The 17,159-nt window shown below is 60.2% G+C and carries 19 protein-coding genes and 1 pseudogene; 11 read left to right on the top strand and 9 right to left on the bottom strand.

All coding sequences use genetic code 11. From position 1 onward, the window contains the following. Nucleotides 1–143: 143 nt before the first annotated feature. The 3 genes from GOW72_RS12225 to GOW72_RS12215 all read left to right on the top strand — a co-directional run bounded on the left by GOW72_RS12225 (nucleotide 144) and on the right by GOW72_RS12215 (nucleotide 1,770). On the top strand, nucleotides 144–1,034 hold the full coding sequence (locus GOW72_RS12225) for an SPFH domain-containing protein (protein ID WP_170338815.1): 891 nt from the start codon (nucleotides 144–146) through the stop codon (nucleotides 1,032–1,034). After that, complete coding sequence (locus GOW72_RS12220) at nucleotides 1,034–1,312, top strand: NfeD family protein (protein ID WP_093962948.1); 279 nt, start codon at nucleotides 1,034–1,036, stop codon at nucleotides 1,310–1,312. Before GOW72_RS12225 ends, GOW72_RS12220 begins: the two co-directional genes overlap by 1 nt. Before the next feature lie 95 nt (nucleotides 1,313–1,407). Next, nucleotides 1,408–1,770 (top strand): SUF system Fe-S cluster assembly protein, encoded by a 363-nt coding sequence (locus GOW72_RS12215; protein ID WP_170339389.1) that lies wholly within the window; start codon nucleotides 1,408–1,410, stop codon nucleotides 1,768–1,770. Between the two features lie 263 nt (nucleotides 1,771–2,033). Here the strand turns inward: GOW72_RS12215 and GOW72_RS12210 are convergent, their stop codons facing one another. Beyond that, nucleotides 2,034–2,366, bottom strand: a complete 333-nt coding sequence (locus GOW72_RS12210; RefSeq protein WP_170339391.1) for a hypothetical protein — start codon at nucleotides 2,364–2,366, stop codon at nucleotides 2,034–2,036. A 171-nt stretch (nucleotides 2,367–2,537) separates the two neighbouring features. On the opposite strand from GOW72_RS12210, the gene GOW72_RS12205 reads away from it, so the two are divergent. Further along, a complete protein-coding gene (locus GOW72_RS12205; RefSeq protein ID WP_170338817.1) occupies nucleotides 2,538–2,903 on the top strand; it encodes a HesB/IscA family protein in 366 nt (121 codons plus the stop codon). Nucleotides 2,904–3,083: 180 nt separating this feature from the next. Next, nucleotides 3,084–3,833 carry a triose-phosphate isomerase gene (gene tpiA / locus GOW72_RS12200; protein ID WP_170338818.1) on the top strand — a complete coding sequence of 250 codons (750 nt, stop codon included), beginning with the start codon at nucleotides 3,084–3,086 and terminating at the stop codon, nucleotides 3,831–3,833. 15 nt (nucleotides 3,834–3,848) lie between these two features. Here the strand turns inward: tpiA and GOW72_RS12195 are convergent, their stop codons facing one another. The 7 genes from GOW72_RS12195 to GOW72_RS12165 all read right to left on the bottom strand — a co-directional run bounded on the left by GOW72_RS12195 (nucleotide 3,849) and on the right by GOW72_RS12165 (nucleotide 11,276). Next, nucleotides 3,849–4,382, bottom strand: a complete 534-nt coding sequence (locus GOW72_RS12195) for a nucleoside deaminase (RefSeq protein WP_244952407.1) — start codon at nucleotides 4,380–4,382, stop codon at nucleotides 3,849–3,851. Continuing rightward, nucleotides 4,375–4,686: a DMT family transporter gene (locus GOW72_RS12190; RefSeq protein WP_170357657.1), complete on the bottom strand. Its 312-nt coding sequence runs from the start codon at nucleotides 4,684–4,686 to the stop codon at nucleotides 4,375–4,377. Before GOW72_RS12190 ends, GOW72_RS12195 begins: the two co-directional genes overlap by 8 nt. Nucleotides 4,687–4,879: 193 nt before the next feature. Continuing rightward, complete coding sequence (locus GOW72_RS12185; protein ID WP_170338824.1) at nucleotides 4,880–6,256, bottom strand: TRAP transporter large permease; 1,377 nt, start codon at nucleotides 6,254–6,256, stop codon at nucleotides 4,880–4,882. Next, nucleotides 6,256–6,933 (bottom strand): TRAP transporter small permease, encoded by a 678-nt coding sequence (locus GOW72_RS12180; RefSeq protein WP_170338826.1) that lies wholly within the window; start codon nucleotides 6,931–6,933, stop codon nucleotides 6,256–6,258. Before GOW72_RS12180 ends, GOW72_RS12185 begins: the two co-directional genes overlap by 1 nt. A 108-nt stretch (nucleotides 6,934–7,041) precedes the next feature. Next, the gene (locus GOW72_RS12175; protein ID WP_170357656.1) at nucleotides 7,042–8,043 is read right to left on the bottom strand and encodes a DctP family TRAP transporter solute-binding subunit; all 1,002 of its coding nucleotides are present in this window, start codon (nucleotides 8,041–8,043) and stop codon (nucleotides 7,042–7,044) included. A 273-nt stretch (nucleotides 8,044–8,316) separates the two neighbouring features. Then, the gene (locus GOW72_RS12170; protein ID WP_170367032.1) at nucleotides 8,317–9,546 is read right to left on the bottom strand and encodes a sigma-54-dependent transcriptional regulator; all 1,230 of its coding nucleotides are present in this window, start codon (nucleotides 9,544–9,546) and stop codon (nucleotides 8,317–8,319) included. Next, nucleotides 9,543–11,276 (bottom strand): sensor histidine kinase, encoded by a 1,734-nt coding sequence (locus tag GOW72_RS12165; RefSeq protein WP_170367031.1) that lies wholly within the window; start codon nucleotides 11,274–11,276, stop codon nucleotides 9,543–9,545. Before GOW72_RS12165 ends, GOW72_RS12170 begins: the two co-directional genes overlap by 4 nt. Nucleotides 11,277–11,323: 47 nt before the next feature. Between GOW72_RS12165 and GOW72_RS12160 the strand changes: the two genes are divergently transcribed. Beyond that, entirely contained in the window at nucleotides 11,324–12,505 is a 1,182-nt protein-coding gene (locus GOW72_RS12160; protein WP_170367203.1) for a cytochrome P450, read from the top strand. A 7-nt stretch (nucleotides 12,506–12,512) separates the two neighbouring features. On the opposite strand, the gene GOW72_RS12155 is transcribed toward GOW72_RS12160, so the two are convergent. Further along, on the bottom strand, nucleotides 12,513–12,992 hold the full coding sequence (locus GOW72_RS12155) for an Lrp/AsnC family transcriptional regulator (RefSeq protein WP_093961931.1): 480 nt from the start codon (nucleotides 12,990–12,992) through the stop codon (nucleotides 12,513–12,515). 174 nt (nucleotides 12,993–13,166) lie between these two features. Here GOW72_RS12155 and cobA point away from each other — a divergent pair. From cobA to GOW72_RS12130, 5 genes and pseudogenes are all read left to right on the top strand, one after another. Continuing rightward, nucleotides 13,167–13,913 (top strand): annotated as a pseudogene (cobA, locus tag GOW72_RS12150) (uroporphyrinogen-III C-methyltransferase); the annotation flags it as partial. Further along, complete coding sequence (locus GOW72_RS12145; protein WP_093961929.1) at nucleotides 13,913–14,227, top strand: DUF2849 domain-containing protein; 315 nt, start codon at nucleotides 13,913–13,915, stop codon at nucleotides 14,225–14,227. The pseudogene cobA and the gene GOW72_RS12145, both read left to right, overlap by 1 nt. A gap of 65 nt (nucleotides 14,228–14,292) precedes the next feature. Next, nucleotides 14,293–15,957 (top strand): nitrite/sulfite reductase, encoded by a 1,665-nt coding sequence (locus GOW72_RS12140; RefSeq protein WP_170367029.1) that lies wholly within the window; start codon nucleotides 14,293–14,295, stop codon nucleotides 15,955–15,957. Beyond that, nucleotides 15,947–16,708 carry a phosphoadenylyl-sulfate reductase gene (locus GOW72_RS12135; RefSeq protein ID WP_093961927.1) on the top strand — a complete coding sequence of 254 codons (762 nt, stop codon included), beginning with the start codon at nucleotides 15,947–15,949 and terminating at the stop codon, nucleotides 16,706–16,708. The genes GOW72_RS12140 and GOW72_RS12135 overlap by 11 nt, the downstream gene beginning before the upstream one ends. Next, on the top strand, nucleotides 16,705–17,112 hold the full coding sequence (locus GOW72_RS12130; RefSeq protein WP_170367028.1) for a DUF934 domain-containing protein: 408 nt from the start codon (nucleotides 16,705–16,707) through the stop codon (nucleotides 17,110–17,112). Before GOW72_RS12135 ends, GOW72_RS12130 begins: the two co-directional genes overlap by 4 nt. Nucleotides 17,113–17,159 lie beyond the last annotated feature (47 nt).

Genomic DNA, 17,159 nt, shown 5'->3' with positions numbered 1-17,159 from the left:
AAAGCAGCCACAACCCGAAATCTCCGCGCTTTGCCCCAATTACCTTGCATGGATATCCTGTTCGGTTCATTTCATAGCTGAGTTGAAATTTAGCCCTTCAATCCCCAAATGTATACCATCGTACACAAAAAATGAGGACAGAAATGACCGAAGACCAGATCATCGGACTGCTATCATCGAACATCATCTACCTGCTTGGGGCGGCTTTGGTCGTCGTCATCATCCTCAAGGGTATCAAGATCGTTCCACAATCCGAGAAATACGTGGTCGAACGGTTCGGACGCCTCCACTCTGTGCTGGGCCCCGGGATCAACTTTATCGTTCCTTTTCTAGACGTTGCACGCCACAAGATATCCATCTTGGAACGTCAGCTGCCCAATGCGACGCAGGATGCAATCACCAAGGACAACGTGTTGGTGCAGATCGATACTTCGGTCTTCTACCGTATCCTCGAGCCTGAAAAGACCGTCTACCGCATTCGGGACGTCGACGGCGCCATCGCAACGACCGTCGCTGGTATCGTGCGGGCTGAAATCGGCAAAATGGACCTGGACGAAGTTCAGTCAAATCGCGCGCAACTGATTGAACGCATTCAAGAAAGCGTCGAAACCGCAGTTGACGACTGGGGGATCGAGGTAACCCGCGCCGAAATTCTGGACGTAAACCTGGATCAGGCGACCCGCGACGCCATGCTTCAGCAGTTGAATGCCGAACGCGCACGTCGCGCTCAGGTAACCGAAGCCGAGGGCCAGAAACGCGCGGTCGAACTCCAGGCCGACGCCGAGCTGTATGCTGCGGAACAAGCCGCCAAGGCGCGTCGCGTTCAGGCGGACGCGGAAGCCTATGCAACCGGCGTCGTCGCAAAGGCCATCCAGGACAATGGGATCGAAGCCGCCCAGTATCAGGTTGCGCTGAAACAAGTTGAGGCATTGAATGCGATGGGCAAAAGCGGAGGCAGCCAGACGATTGTTGTGCCCGCAAATGCGCTCGAAGCGTTTGGCGACGCCTTCAAAATGCTCAAGGGAGGCAAATGATGGCAGATCCGTTCTGGCTGACGTGGTGGGTATGGCTGGCAGCCGCACTGGCGCTGGGCATTCTGGAAGTGGCCTTGCCAGGTTTCATCTTCCTTGGCTTCGCTATCGGCGCGGCTATCACCGGAATCCTTCTGGTCATCCCCGGCTTGGCCCCGAACCTGCCCGTCCTGCTTTTGATCTTCGCCACCTTGTCGTTGATCGCATGGCTAGTTCTGCGGCGCATGTTCGCGCTGCCACATGGGCAAGTCAGGACGTTTGACCATGATATCAACGACTGACCGGTGCGGCGCCCTGTAGCGGGGCGCCCTACCCCCTCTGGACGCTGCCTTCAGCTTTCCCTATATAATTGCTCAGGTAACAACCCGAGGCATTCATGACCCACCCCAGCGAACAGCTTGAAGGCACGCCCCTGATTGCGCCTTCGACCGTTGAGCACCCTCTGTACGAATCCGTGGTCGAGGCCTGCAGGACTGTCTATGACCCTGAAATTCCGGTCAATATCTATGACCTTGGACTGATCTACACGATCGACATCAGCAGCGACAACGCAGTCAAAGTCATCATGACCCTGACCGCTCCGGGCTGCCCGGTGGCCGGTGATATGCCAGGCTGGATCGTCGAGGCCATCGAGCCCGTTGCCGGGGTCAAGGAGGTGGATGTCGAACTGACCTGGGAACCACCCTGGGGCATGGAGATGATGTCCGACGAAGCCAGGCTGGAACTTGGCTTCATGTAAGGGCCTGCCGTACTGAACGCACGGGAATTGTCACAAACCTGAAACCCAGCTGTCACGGATCGGTCGTCGAACCGTTACGTTGATGCGCAACAACTACAACGCGGGCTTCGCAGTCGGACCCGTCACAGGAACTCGGCAACTCAAATATCGCTCCAGCAGTCAATGGCGACCACGTTGGAGCGTCTACCGCCCCCCTGCCGAGGCTCTGCAATACTGGGCCGTTCTTGCCCGAGAGCGGCCCTATTTTACTCGCTGAGGTGCACTTACTTCACGTTGCACTGCGCTTTGATCTCGGCGGCGCGGTCGTCCAGTTTCTTGACATAGTCACCCGACAGCATCTGCAACCGCTTCTGTTCTGTTCCAGAGATCAATCCAAGCAGCGCCCCGGCTGGCGTGATCGCGACCACACTTTCCGCCTGCTGATCCTCGGCATGTTTCTTTTCCGCCGCAATTGCACGCAGGTCACCTTCGGCGGTCGAGCAATTCACCGGGTGCCGCTTGTGATCGCCCGCTGCATGAACGGCACTGCCGGCCACCAGAAGAGCCAGAAACGCAACCTGCCGGCACAAGCCAATCTTATTTGAAATCCGCAACATCATCGAAACCCACCTTGTTCTGCTGTCAATTCGAACTCATCGGCAAACCCTGCCCACTGCCCGTACGGTACGGTCAAAACTGGCGATGAGCAAACTTGGGGCTCCGCGCTCTCTTGAGCCCGGGCCCTTGCGGCCTTAGATTAGGTTTAACGCGCGAAAATGGAGACGACGATGTTCGGCATTCCCGGCAAACAGGCCGTGACGATGACGCCCAAAGCTGCAGAGCAGATCCTCCGCCTGATGACGTCGGGTGGCCATGCCGGTCTGCGGATTGGCGTCAAGAAAGGTGGCTGCGCCGGTATGGAATATACCATGGAGTATGTCGATCAGCCGGATCCGCATGACGAAGTGGTCGAACAGGATGGGGCGCGGGTCATGATCGCTCCGATGGCTCAGATGTTTCTGTTCGGAACCGAGATCGACTACGAGGTTTCGCTGCTGGAATCCGGGTTCAAGTTCAAAAATCCCAATGTCGTCGATGCCTGTGGCTGCGGCGAGTCGATCAAGTTCGACGAAAACCTGGCCGAACAGCGCTGAGTCACCTAAAGCCTGCAACGTTTGTGGGCAGGTGAACTGCCGCCGGCGCCGTCTGGTTGAGTCCACCCAGATCGATCCGTCGCGCGAATCGCCAGCGCGCGGCCACCCAAGCGCAATTGTCAGACCTTGATCCGAGTGCTAACTGGATAGAAACGCACGAAAGATCACGGAGACCCCGCTATGCGACGCAGACTGGCAGCCGGAAACTGGAAAATGAACGGAACCGGGGCTGCTCTTTCCGAGTTGGACACGCTGACTGCGACGCACCCTTCTCCGACAGTCGATATTCTGATCTGCCCTCCGGCAACTTTGATCCACCGGGCCGCACAAGCCGTGCAAGGCTCGGGCGTCGCCATCGGCGGACAGGATTGCCACGCCGAAGTTTCGGGCGCCCATACGGGTGATCTGAGCGCCGAGATGCTGAAAGACGCCGGCGCGACCAGCGTAATCGTCGGGCATTCGGAACGGCGAGAAGACCACGGCGAGAAAGACGACGATATCCGCGCCAAGGCCCGGGCAGCCATGAACGCGGGCCTGACCGCAATCATCTGCGTCGGCGAAAGCCTTGAACAGCGCGAAGCGGCCAATACGCTCGATATCATTGGCGGACAGTTGTCCGGATCGATCCCGGATCTTGCTACCGGAGAGAACCTCGTCGTGGCTTATGAACCGATCTGGGCCATCGGCACCGGCAAGGTTCCCACCTTGGAAGAAATCGGAGAAGTCCACGATTTCATTCGCGCCAGACTTGAACGGCGATTTGGCGAAGGTGTCGGCCGGTCGGTTCGTTTGCTCTATGGCGGTTCGGTCAAGCCGGACAACGCGGCGGAGATTTTCGGAGTGTCAAACGTGGACGGCGCGCTGGTCGGCGGTGCAAGCCTGAAGGCACGCGATTTCTCGGGCATCATTTCAGCGCTGGAACAGGCCTGACCGGTCCACGCACACTCAGTCCGCGATGTCCTCGGCCCAAAGCTCAGGCTGTTCGGTCACGAACCTGCACATCAGGGCAATGCAGTCCGGGTCTTCGGCCAAAACAACCTCGACCCCATGATCGCGCAGGAAGTCTTCGTTGCCGCCGAAGTTTTCCGTGTCACCGATGACCACGCGTGGGATGCCGAACTGAACGATCGTTCCGGCGCACATCATGCACGGAGACAGGGTGGTATACAGAACGGTATCTCGGTACGTCTTCTGCCGGCCTGCCTTGCGCAGCGCATCCATCTCGCCATGGGCGATCGGATCCCCCTGCTGAACCCTTTGGTTTCGGCCCTGCGAGATGATCGTGCCGTTCCGAGCCAGTACAGATCCGATCGGGCAACCGCCCTCATCGAAACCGGCTTTGGCTTCTTGGTAGGCAACGCGCATCAGGCGCTTGTCATCATCGGTCAGCATGTTTCGGCACTCGTTGGTTGCGGTGATCAGGGTGGTTCCAGCCTGCCCACCGCGGGTGCCTGCGTCAACAACGGGCCGGTCACGCAAGTTTCATTGCGACCATGCCGGACACGATCAGTGTCGCTGCGATGACACGCAGCGGGGTCAGTGCCTCGCCCAAAAACATCACACCAACCAGGAACGCACCGACCGCGCCAATACCCGTCCACAGCACGTAGGCGGTTCCCAGTGGCAAGGAGCGCATGGCCAGGGCCAGCAAACCGAACGAACCGACCATTGCGCCTCCCATGACAACGGTCGGCCAGAGCCGCGTGAATCCAGCAGACTGCTTCATGGCAACTGCCCAGACGATTTCCAGCAAACCGGCAAAAAGAAGAAAGATCCAGGACATCGGGGACACTTCTATCAACTTCGGGTCGTCCCGAATGATCACCCATGGTGGGGAGGTCGTCCTCGTTCACTATGTGGGAAGAACCGATGGTGAGTTCAAGCCCGGCCATTCAGCGAGGCGGCCTGGCAGATGCCGGCCGACCGCGCAAAAAGTGACCCGAACCGGTTGCCCGGTTCGGATCGATTGCGACGGTCTAGTTCGTAATGATCTCGGGGCCCATGAAGGTGTTTGGCAACACCGTCGACAGCCACGGGATGTACGTGATCATGATCAGGAAGACGAACAGAACGGCCAGGAACGGCAGTGCTGCGCGCACGACGGCCATCATCGGCATTCCCGCGACGCCCGACGTAACGAACAGGTTCAGACCGACCGGAGGCGTGATCATCCCGATTTCCATGTTCACCACCATGATGATGCCCAGATGGATCGGGTCGATGCCCAGTTCGATGGCAATCGGAAACACCAGCGGCGCCACGATGACCAGCAGGCCCGAGGGCTCCATGAACTGACCGCCGATCAGAAGGATTACGTTGACCACGATCAGGAAAGTGATCGGCCCCAGACCCGCCGACAGCATTGCGCCGGCAATGTGTTGCGGCACCTGCTCATCGGTCAGAACATGCTTGAGGATCAGCGCGTTGGCGATGACGAAAAGCAGGGTGACCGTCAGCTTGCCGGCCTCAAACAGCGTATGTTTGGTGTCGGGGTGGAAAAAGGCCGTGATCAGCGCCAGCGGCTTTTTCACAAGCGAGAGGTTTTGCTCACCATCCTGGGTGCTGAGTGGCCCCATGTCCTTGTAGACGAAGCTGGCAATGAAGAAGGCGTATACAGCCGCGACCGCCGCTGCTTCGGTCGGTGTGAAGATACCGCCATAGATGCCGCCAAGGATGATGACGATCAGGAACAGACCCCAACCGGCCTCGCGTGCCGACGCAAATATCTCGCCCCAGCCTTTCCAATCACCTTTCGGCAGGTTCTTGACCTTGGCCATCACATAGATTGTGACCATCAGCATGAACCCGGCCATGAGTCCCGGAATGACACCGGCAAGGAACATCCTGCCGACCGAGACTTCGACCGCGGCCGCGTAGACAACCATAACGATCGACGGCGGGATCAGGATACCCAGCGTACCGGCGTTACAGATGACGCCAGCTGCGAATTCCTTGGAATAGCCGACCTGACGCATACCGGCGATCACGATCGAACCGATCGCAACAACGGTGGCCGGGGACGATCCTGACAGCGCGGCGAACAGCATACATGCGAACACGCCCGCAATTGCCAGACCACCAGGCAGGTGACCAACGCAGGCGATCGAGAACCGGATGATCCGGCGCGCCACCCCTCCGGTCGTCATGAAGGACGATGCGAGGATGAAGAACGGGATGGCCAGCAGGGTAAAGTGGCCCTCGAACGCCTCGAACAGGGTCCCGGCAACCGAAGCCAGCGAGCTGTCCGAGTAGATCAGTAGAAACAGGGTCGAGCTCAGCCCAAGGGCAACTGCGATCGGAACGCCGATCAACAGCAGGCCCACGACCATGGCAAAAAGTAGTACTACATCCATCAGTCGTGTTCTCCCTGAAGGGCCCGGACTTCTTCGATCTCGTCCTCAACCTCGTGGCTTGCGACAATACGGTCGGCCTCACCGCGCAGGATCTGCAGCCCTGCCTGGGCAAAGCGGATCACCAGCAGCAACATCGACAGCGGCAGAACGAAATACGGCACGACCTTGGGCAGCTTCTCGTAGTACTCGCCATAGTTGATGAGGTCTTCGAGGAACCGAAGCGGCGCGACCATGGGGATGTCGTCCACCTCGTAGAAGCTCTGACTACGAGCGTCGAAATCAAAGCCCGTGGGGAACCAGCGTCCAGAGGTCGGAGGCAGGTCGGCAAAGACCGCCCAGTAGTCGTAGGACCCCTTCAACAGCAGCAGAGAGAATACGAGGCAGCACCCCACCGCGATCAGTGCCAATACCCTGCGCGGTGCCGGTGGCAGCATGTTCAGGATGGCATCCACACCCAGATGCGCGTGTTTCTTGACGGCGTAGGACGCCCCCAGCAATACCAGCCATCCGAAGGTGAATACGGTCAGCTCTAGCGCCCAAAGGATGTTGGAGTTGAAGACGAAACGCGCAATCACGTTGGCAAAGGTCACGGCCGTCATCAGGCCAAGAAGCAACGCGATCAGGGTTTCTTCGATTCGGTCGACCAGCCCACCGGGGCCGGTTTTCGCACCAGACATCTTTCTGTCCCCATTTTTGTTGATTTATCGAGGTGGCGGGCGCGATTGGGCCCGCCTGGTATGTGCTCCGGCGGGCTTGCGACCGTCGGAGCACACCTGCGTGTCGGATCAGAACCCGGCGTTGATCGCCTGAGCGGCGTCGATCTTGTCCTGACCGACGTCACCGGAGAACTTGTCCCAAACCGGCTTCATCGCATCAACCCAGGCCTGACGCTGCTCGGGTGTCAATTCGCGGATCGAGCCGCCCGCGTCGATGATGGCCTGCTTGGCCTTTTCGTTGACCGCAAACGCCTCTTTGTTGCGCTCTTCGGTCACCTCGGCCAGGATCGTCAGGAACTGCTCGCGCACTTCCGGATCGAGGCTGTCCAGCCAGTCGACCGAAGTCACAACCAGATAGTCGATGATGCCGTGGTTGGTTTCGGTGGTGCCATCCTGCACTTCGAAGAACTTCTTGCCGTAGATGTTCGACCAGGTGTTCTCCTGACCGTCCACAACGCCCTGCTGTAGAGCACCATAGACTTCCGAGAAGGCCATTTTCTGGGGGCTGCCGCCGATGGCTTCCATCTGCGCAACCAGCACGTCCGAAGACTGAACACGGAACTTTAGGCCGTTGGCGTCCGAAGGATCGATCAGCGGCTTGTTGGCCGACATCTGCTTCATGCCGTTGTGCCAGAACGCCAGACCCTGCAGGCCGCGGCGCTGCATGCTATCCTTCATTGCCTGGCCGTCCGCCGAGGCCTGGAACGCATCAACCGCGTCGATGTTTTTGAACATGAACGGCAGGTCGAACAGGCGGAACTGCTTGGTAAACTTCTCGAACTTCGACAGCGACGGGGCGGCCAGTTGCACGTCGCCCTGCAGCATCGCCTCGAGCACCTTGTCGTCGTTGTACAAGGTCGAGTTCGGATAGACCTCCATGCACATAACGCCGTTCATCTCGTCGTTCACGCGCTGCTCGAGCAGCGACGCGGCGATGCCCTTGGGGTGTTTGTCGGTGTTCGTCACATGCGCGAACTTGACGACGATCTCGCCATCGTCGCAGGCAGCGAAGCCCGCTGTTGCGGTAACGGAAAGCGCAAGCGCGGTGGCGGCTGTTGCCAGGAATTTCATCTGTCTTTTCCTCCCAGACTTCCAAAGAAACTTCCTTTGACATCCATGCGGATGCCGGATGCGCAAGAGTGAAACGAATCGACGGTCACCGTTCAACAATTCGAAAACGACTGGCAGAAGACAGATTTTCTAATTACTTTTCATTGGCTTAAATAGAACATCCGCAATGAGTATTTTGTTATCGCAGACATTTGTGCGGGAAACCGCACACCCAAATGCGCGAGTGTGCGAAAAACCGCACATACATCGAATCAACGGGCGAATCGTTCCGCGTCAGCGCCGATAGTCTTCAGGGCGTATGCCGTAGCGGGCCAATTTGTCGTAGAACGTCTTACGCGGCAGTTTCAGGGACTTGGCCGCATCCGACGCCCTTCCGTTGTGACGACCCAAGGCCGCAATCAGCAACGAACGCTCAACGCGCGCCATCTGTTCGTTCAGCCCAAGATCGGCCGCGGCGGCAACATCCTCGGGCATCCCCAGAACAAAACGCATCGCAGCTGACATCAGTGAACGCGCGTTGCCGGGCCAGTCCCGTGCCATCAATGACGCCAAGTGTTCGGACGAGACATCAGGTACCGCGATCCCGGCCTGCTCGGCCGCCTGGGCGACGTAGTGGCGAAAGATCACCGGGATGTCCTCGGGGCGTTCGGCCAAAGACGGTACGCGCACCCGCATCACGTCCAACCGATAGAACAAATCTGCGTTGAACCGACCCTCGGCCGCCATCTCGGCCAGATCCGCGGTTGTTCCGGCGATGATGCGGACCCCGGGCCCGTTTTCGATCATCTCCAGGGCCGCATATTGCGTCGCCTCGGGCATGGCCAAGACTTCATCCAGAAACAACGATCCGGCTGCCGCATCCTTGCATATCGCCTGCAGGGCATCCGCTCCCAGACCTGACGCCGGGCGCTTGACGAACGGCCCCTGCGCGCGGGGTGACATCAAATGGATGACTTCGGCGACTTTCGAAATGCCGCTGCCGGGCGGTCCGGTGACCAGAACTTCGGCCTGAGTTGGGGCAACGCTGCGCACCCTGTTCCGCAAGGCATCAGCCTGCGGTGACAAACCGAACAACAAGCGGGCCGCAGGATCGCCCTTCTCCAGTTCGCGCTTAGCTGCCCGGTGGTCCAATACCTGACTGCGCGCGGCAAATGCACGGCTTAGAACCGCAAGCAGATCGGCGGCGGCGCAGGGCTTCTCAAGAAAGTCGAACGCGCCCTGCCCCATAGCCTGCACCGCCATCGGTATGTCGCCCTCGCCGGTCAGCAAAACGACCGGCAACTCCGAGTCGACCTCGCGGGCATAGGACAGAAGATGAAACCCATCCCGTCCCGGCATCCGAATATCCGAGACAATCACACCTGGGAAATCGTCCCGGATATGGTCTTTGGCAGCCACAAACGATCCAGCGGTAATTACGGAATAGTCCGCAAGCTCCAGAGTCTGGGCCAGCGCCTCGCGCACGGCGGCGTCATCATCGACCAATAGAACCGTTCGGATCATGCCGCGGCTTCCTTCTCAAATGGTTCCAACTCGACGGTGAATTCTGCTCCGTCGGGCATGTTCGCGCCGCGTATCTCTCCTCCGAAACTCTGGACCAGACCGTATGAGATCGAAAGGCCAAGGCCCATTCCCTCGGATGAGCCAACGGTTTTGGTCGTGTAGAAAGGCTCAAAAACGCGATCGGGATCCTGAATGCCCGGGCCGGTATCGCGCACCGCGACCATCAACCGCTCGCCACGGGTCAGCGTGATCGTCAGGCTTCGGGTTTCTCGACCGGTCATCGCGTCGGCGGCATTGGTGATCAGATTGACAAAGACCTGCACCAGCCGCACCTCTCCACCCCAGGCAAAGACAGGTGCATTGGGCGGCTGCCAGATCAACGTGACCCCGTCCGAGCGCAACCGGCCGTCGGTCAGTTCGACGGCGGTGTTGAGCACCTGAACCAGATCAACCTTGCCCATCGGCTCGCTCTCATTGCGGGCAAAAGCGCGCAAGTTCTTGATAATGCGTGCCATACGGGCAGCCATGTCCGAGATACGCCCCAGGTTTTCGCGGGCCTTTTCGGGCTTGCCCTGCGCCAGAAAGGCCGTGCCATTGTCGGCGTATTGCCGGATCGCCATCAGCGGCTGATTCAATTCGTGGCTGATGCCCGCCGACATTTTCCCCAGAGCGCTCAGCTTGCCGGCCTGAACCAGATCGTCTTGCGCGCGTTTCAACGCCGCTTCGGCCTCTTGCCGCTCGGCCACCTCGCGGCGCAGAGCCACGTTGGCGGCCGTCAACGCGCGGGTCCGCTGGGCCACTCGGCTCTCCAGCACCGCATTGGCTTCGGCCAACGTACGCCGCCGTTCGGTCGCCAGAAAAAGCAACGCGCCGAAGGCAAGGCAGATCGCTGCGACCGCGGCAGCCTGCAGTCCGGCCAGACGTCGTGCCGGCGTCACATCCATCAAAACTTCGCCAGTCATTCCAATCACCGGCAGATCGCGGGTCAGGTGCAGGGCGCGATCCGGCAGGTACGGGCTCCAGCCGATCGACCATAGTTCGTGCGGGCCCATGCGTGTAGACGAAAACGCGCCCGGCTTGCCATCAGCCGGCTGCAAGCCGATCTGTCCCGGCGGACGTTGCCAGAACAGCAGTTCGGACCGGTTGGAAATGAAGACCGAGCCAGCACGATCCACGAAGAACACCGCCTCGGTACTGCCGCGCCACGTGCTTTCAACGTCTTCGACATCCGCGATGACCATCAGGGCTCCGGTTACCTGACCATCTTCGGAAAACGCAGGCGCCGCATAGGAATAGATCCGGTTCCCAGTGTCGCGCAAAACCCCGTGCGAACTGCCGAGAGCGCCGTGTAGCGCGCGTTGAAACGCGGGCTGGTCGGCCATGTTGCCATTCACCACGTCCCGCGCAGCGGCCAGAACGCGCCCGGTCTTGTCCGCATAAAGAACATCCACAGCCGAGGTCTTGTCCGCGACCTCCAGCAGAAGCGCCTGCGCCGCCCGCCGCCGGTCGCTGGTGTCCAACGCCCGCAATGCCGGATGCTCGGCCATCAGCACCGCAAGTTCCTGATAGACCTGCAACTGCGTGCTCAGACGATCCGACGCCAACTCCAGATCGGCTTCGGCTTTCTCGCTAAGCTGAGAGAGCGCTTGCCGGTACCCATAAGACCAGACGGCCGCCGACAACAGCGCGACCGCGAACAGGAAACCAATCGTGACCCAAACCCTTTGCATGAAACAGGGTCTTGCATTCACAGCGCCGCATGGCAAGTCTGCGCCGCATGAAGACCGTTCACCAATCTCCGACCGAGCCCGAATTTGTTCAGAACCCCTACCCTTTCTACCGGGTGGCGCGCGGTCAGGGTGACCTGGTGTACTGGCAGGACTACGACATGCCCGCGGCGATGTCTCACGCGGCGGTTCAGGCGCTTTTGCGGGATCGGCGTTTCGGACGTGAAGTACCGCCGGAGATGGCCACAAAAGGTCCTGATCACCTTGCACCGTGGCTGACGGTCGAAGCGCATTCGCTGCTCGAAGCCGAACCTCCGCGCCATACCCGCCTTCGCGCTCTGGTTCTGCGCGCTTTTACCTCGCGGGCTATCGGAGCGCTTGCACCGGACATCGAAAGGCTGTGTCACGACCTGATCGACGCATTCCCCGATGCTCCATTCGACCTTCTGGATGCCTATTGCACGCAAGTTCCGGTGATCACGATCTGCCGGCTGCTGGGTGTGCCCGAGAGCATGGCACCGCAGTTGTTGCAGTGGTCCCACGCCATGGTCGCCATGTATCAGGCCAGCCGCACCCGTGAGACCGAAGATCAGGCAGCACAGGCCTCCGCCGAGTTCTCCGCATTTCTGAACGACTACGTCTCTCACCGCCGATCCGAACCGAAAGACGATCTGATCACCCGTTTGATCACGGCAGAGGAAGACGGTGAGAAACTGTCTCGCGACGAATTGATCGCAACCTGCATCCTTTTGTTGAACGCCGGCCATGAGGCGACCGTTCATTCGCTGGGCAACGGCGTCAAAACGCTTTTGGAGTCCGGAACCAGCCCTGATGCCCTGGGCCCGGACACAATCGACATGACGGTCGAGGAGATCCTGCGCTTCGACCCGCCGCTACATATGTTCACGCGCTATGTCTATGAGGACGTCGAGGTTTTTGGCCATCGGTTTGCCCGCGGCGATCAGGTGGCGTTGATGCTTGGGGCCGCCAACCGTGACCCCGACGTCTGGACCGACCCGGACAAATTCGACCCCACCCGCAGCATTCAGGCCAACACGAGCTTTGGCGGTGGTTTGCATTTCTGCGTCGGCGCTCCGCTGGCCCGGCTGGAAATGCGGATCGCTCTGCCGGTTCTTTTTGACCGCTGTCCGGGCCTGCGACTGGCCGAATCTCCGGAATATGCGAACACCTACCACTTCCACGGGCTGACACGACTAATGGTCCAAGCCTGAGCGCCGATCAGGTGTCTGCCAGGGCGTTCAGGGGCAGCATGGTGGTCGACTTGATTTCTTCCATCGACAACAGCGCCGTGACGTTGTGCACGCGCACTTCCGAGATCAGCGCCTGATAAAACGCATCGTAGGCCCGTGCGTTCCTGACCCGAACCTTCAGAATGTAGTCGATGTCGCCAGCCAGGCGGTGCGCCTCTTGAACTTCGGGACGATCACGCAGGGCCTGCAGGAACTTGCGTTGCCAATCCGCCTCATGCTCGGAGGTTCGGATCAGAACAAAGAACGTCGCCTCGAAACCCAGCGCCTCTGCGTCCAGCAGAACGGTCTGCTGACCGATGATTCCGGCCCCTTTCATCTTGCGGATCCGATTCCAAACGGGTGTCTTTGAACTGCCCACTTTGGCCGCGATTTCGTCCAGCGATTGACTGGCGTCTCGCTGCAGCTCGGCCAGAATTTTCCGATCCGTGTCGTCTATTCGAACCGACATTCCAATTTTCCTTCCGAATGAAAACCCTTGTTCCGCCTGCCGCGCAATTCAGAACGCTTGTCCTTATTTATTCGGCAATATGGCATCTGGTCGGGAATATTTCCTATATTGAGGGCCAAGTCAAACAACAGCCAGGGCTACCCAATGAAGGCCACGCAGACAAAAGGACAAACGGGACAGGTCGAATTCGTCGGCGCGGGACCCGGTGACCCTGAATTGCTGACTCTCAAGGCCCTGTCCGCATTCCAGCGGGCCGAGGTTGTTTTGCATGATCGCCTGATCAGCCCAGAGGTTTTGCAACTGGCCGGCCGGAACGCCCGGCTGGTCGACGTGGGCAAGGCCGGCTTTGGTCCGTCCTGGAAGCAGGATGACATCAACGCATTGCTGGTTGACTACGCGCTCAAGGGACAACGGGTCGTTCGCCTCAAATCCGGTGACGCGACCCTTTTCGGCCGGCTGGACGAAGAGATCGATGCACTGGACGCAGCCGGTATCCCGTGGACGATCGTTCCCGGCATTACGGCTGCCTCGGCGGCGGTGGCCGGAATTGGCCAAAGCTTGACCCGACGCGGCCGAAACTCCTCGGTCCGGTTTCTGACCGGGCACGACATGCAGGGCTTTGCCGATCACGACTGGGCTGCGCTGGCCCGACCGGGGTCTGTTGCAGCCATCTACATGGGCAAGAAATCCGCCCGCTTCATTCAAGGACGCTTGATCATGCACGGCGCCGATCGCGCCACGCCGGTCACGTTGGTCGAAAATGCCTCGCGACCTGATCAGCGCGTTGTTGCCACGACGCTGGATCAACTGCCTGCAGACCTCGCCGCTGCCGGCCTCGACGGTCCTGCACTCACATTCTATGGCCTGGCCCCGCGCGACGCGGCCAAAGCCGTCACCGAATTCAACAAGGAGCTTGCCTGATGGCCCGCGCTTTCACCCCCAAAGTCGTTACCGCAAATGACCTGCTGGAAGGCGACGTGATCTATCTGACCGCCGATGACCGTTGGTCGCGCGATCTGCGCGAGGCCGAGCTGATCACCGACGAAGCGCATGCTCAGCTGCGTCTTCTGGATGCACAGAAGCAAGTCGACAAGATCGTAGGTGCCTATCTCGCCGATGTCGTTGCAGGCGAAAACGGTCCTGAACCCACCCATTTTCGGGAAGACTTCCGCCGGACTGGTCCGTCCAACTATGCCCACGGCAAACAGGAATCTTCTCCGCAGCCCCGGGTCTGACCTCAGGCCCCTCTCTCCCCGTAAAAAGGCCCCGGATCCGGGGCTGCAACAAAGGACAGCCAAAGATGTACCGCTACTCCGAGTTTGACAAAGCATTCCTGGCCGAGCGCAACGCACAGTTCCGCGCCCAGATCGAACGCCGCATCGACGGCTCGCTGACCGAGGACGAGTTCAAGCCCCTGCGCCTGATGAACGGCCTGTATCTGCAATTGCACGCCTACATGCTGCGGGTGGCCATCCCCTATGGCACGCTAAACAGCGCCCAGATGCGCCAACTGGCCCTGCTGGCCGAGAAGTGGGACAAGGGCTACGGCCATTTCACCACGCGCCAGAACATCCAGTACAACTGGCCCAAGCTGCGCGACGTGTCTGACATGCTGGACGCGCTGGCCGAGGTCGGCCTGCATGCGATCCAAACCAGCGGCAACACCATCCGCAACGTGACCGCCGACCATTTCGCCGGTGCCGCCGCGGATGAGGTCGCCGATCCGCGCCCCTATGCCGAACTGCTGCGTCAGTGGTCGACCGATCACCCGGAATTCCAGTTCATGCCGCGCAAGTTCAAGATCGCCATCACCGGGTCCGAGCATGACCGCGCCGTGATCAAGGCCCATGACATCGGCCTGCAACTGATCGAGCGCGACGGCGTTTTGGGCGCCCGCGTCTTGGTGGGCGGCGGTCTGGGCCGCACGCCGATGATCGGCAAGGAGCTGTCTGACTTCGTCGCCTTCGACGACCTGCTGGCTTATCTGGAGGCCACAGTTTCCGTGTGGAACCAGATTGGCCGCCGCGACAACAAGTACAAGGCCCGCATCAAGATCACCGTGCATGAACACGGCATCGACGCGATCCGCGCCAAGGTCAACGAACGCTTCCTGCAGGTCCGCCCGCAGTTCAAGGGCGCCGACATGGCGCTGCTGGATCAGATCAAGGCGCATTTCGCCCCGCCCGCCTTCCGCGAAGGCTCAGTCGCGGCATTCGAGAGCGCCTATTCGAACGACCCGGTATTCCGCTCGTGGATCGACACCAACATTGCGCCGCACAAGCAGGCGGATCACGCGATCGTCACGATCTCGATCAAGAAGCACGGCCAAACACCGGGTGACGCAACCGCCGAGCAGATGCGCGTGATGGCCGATCTGGCCGAGCAATACGCCTATGACGAGCTGCGCATCAGCCACGAACAGAACGTGATCCTGCCGCATGTCCACAAATCGGACCTGCCCGCGATCCATGCCAAGCTGAAAGAGCACGGCCTGGCCACCGCGAATATCGGTCTGATCAGCGACATCATCGCCTGCCCCGGCATGGACTATTGCGCACTGGCGACGGCCCGCTCGATCCCGGTGGCCCAGCAGATCGCGACCCGGTTCGACGAGCTGAAGCTGGAGCACGACATCGGCCACCTGAAGATCAAGATCTCGGGCTGCATCAACGCCTGCGGGCATCACCACGTGGGTCACATCGGCATCCTGGGCTTGGATCGCGCGGGCGTCGAGAACTACCAGATCACGCTGGGCGGGGACGCCACCGAAACGGCCGCCATCGGCGACCGCACCGGTCCGGGCTTTGCCTATGACGAAATCGTGCCCGCGGTCGAACGGATCGTGGAAACCTATCTGGAACAGCGCGCAAGCGCCGAGGAGACCTTTTTGGAAACCTACCGCCGTGTTGGAATGGCCCCGTTCAAGGCGGCCCTCTACCCCGAGGCGCGGGCCAATGCCGCTTGACCTGATCCAGACGGAACTGGGCCGGGAACGACGCGAACTGACCGAAAAGGTCGAGGCGCTGAACGCCCGGTTCCGCCACCACAGCGCACATGACGTCATGCATGGTGCGCTTGAGGAGGCAGGCAACCTGGCGCTGGTCTCCAGCTTCGGCGCCGAGTCGGTGGTGTTGCTGCACATGGCTGCCGTGGTCGACAAGGCCACGCCGGTCCTGTTCATCGACACGATGATGCTGTTTACCGAGACGCTGGAATACCAGCATGAGGTCAGCGAGCGTCTGGGTTTGAAGAACGTCCAGATTATCCGCGCGGATGACGAGGATATTCAGCGCGAAGACCCCTATGGCGCACTGCGGCTGCGCGACATGGATGCCTGCTGCAACTTGCGCAAGACCTTCCCCTTGCAGCGGGCCTTGGCGGGCTATGAAGGCTGGATTACAGGGCGAAAGCGGTTCCAATCCGGCACCCGCGCCACGCTCGAGTTCTTCGAGGTCGAGGACGGCACCGGCCGGATCAAGGTGAACCCTCTGGCGCATTGGGCGCCTCAGGACGTGCGCGCCTACATGGAAGAAAACCGCCTGCCCCGGCATCCGTTGGTGGCAAAGGGCTATCCCTCGATCGGCTGTGCGCCCTGCACCTCGCCGGTGAAGGATGGCGAAGATCCCCGCGCCGGACGCTGGCGCGATCAGAACAAGGAAGAATGCGGCATCCATTTCGTCGACGGCAAAATGGTACGCAGCGGAGAGAAAACATGAACGTGATCGTGAATGACCGGGGCTTTGCCCCTGATGACTGGACCGACGGCTTTGTCACACTCGACGATGCCGCAAACGATGTGATCGCACTGGACGTCACCTCGGATACGGACCCCGACGAATTGTTCGAACGGCTTGGAAACACGCGCATGGTGCGCGTCGACTTTCCGTCCTTTGCCGATGGCCGAGGCTTTACCATTGCCCGTACGCTGCGCCTGAAGGGCTATGAAGGCCGCCTGCGCGCTAAAGGACACGTGTTGGCCGACCAATACGCGATGGCTCGGCGCAGCGGCTTCGATGAAGTCGAGATTGACGCAGACCTTGCCGCCCGCCAGCCCGAGGACCAATGGCTGGCCCGCGCCAACTGGCAGGACAACGATTATCAGGCCCGCCTGCGCGGCTGACGCGACGATCGGGGCAATCTGCCCCCTTTTCCTGACCTGGATCAAAG

Origin of the sequence: Ruegeria arenilitoris (genome assembly GCF_013032855.1) — a bacterium.
Taxonomy (GTDB): domain Bacteria; phylum Pseudomonadota; class Alphaproteobacteria; order Rhodobacterales; family Rhodobacteraceae; genus Ruegeria; species Ruegeria arenilitoris.
The sequence above is the reverse complement of the archived record's forward strand: the minus strand, read 5'-3'. Positions and strand labels throughout refer to the sequence as shown.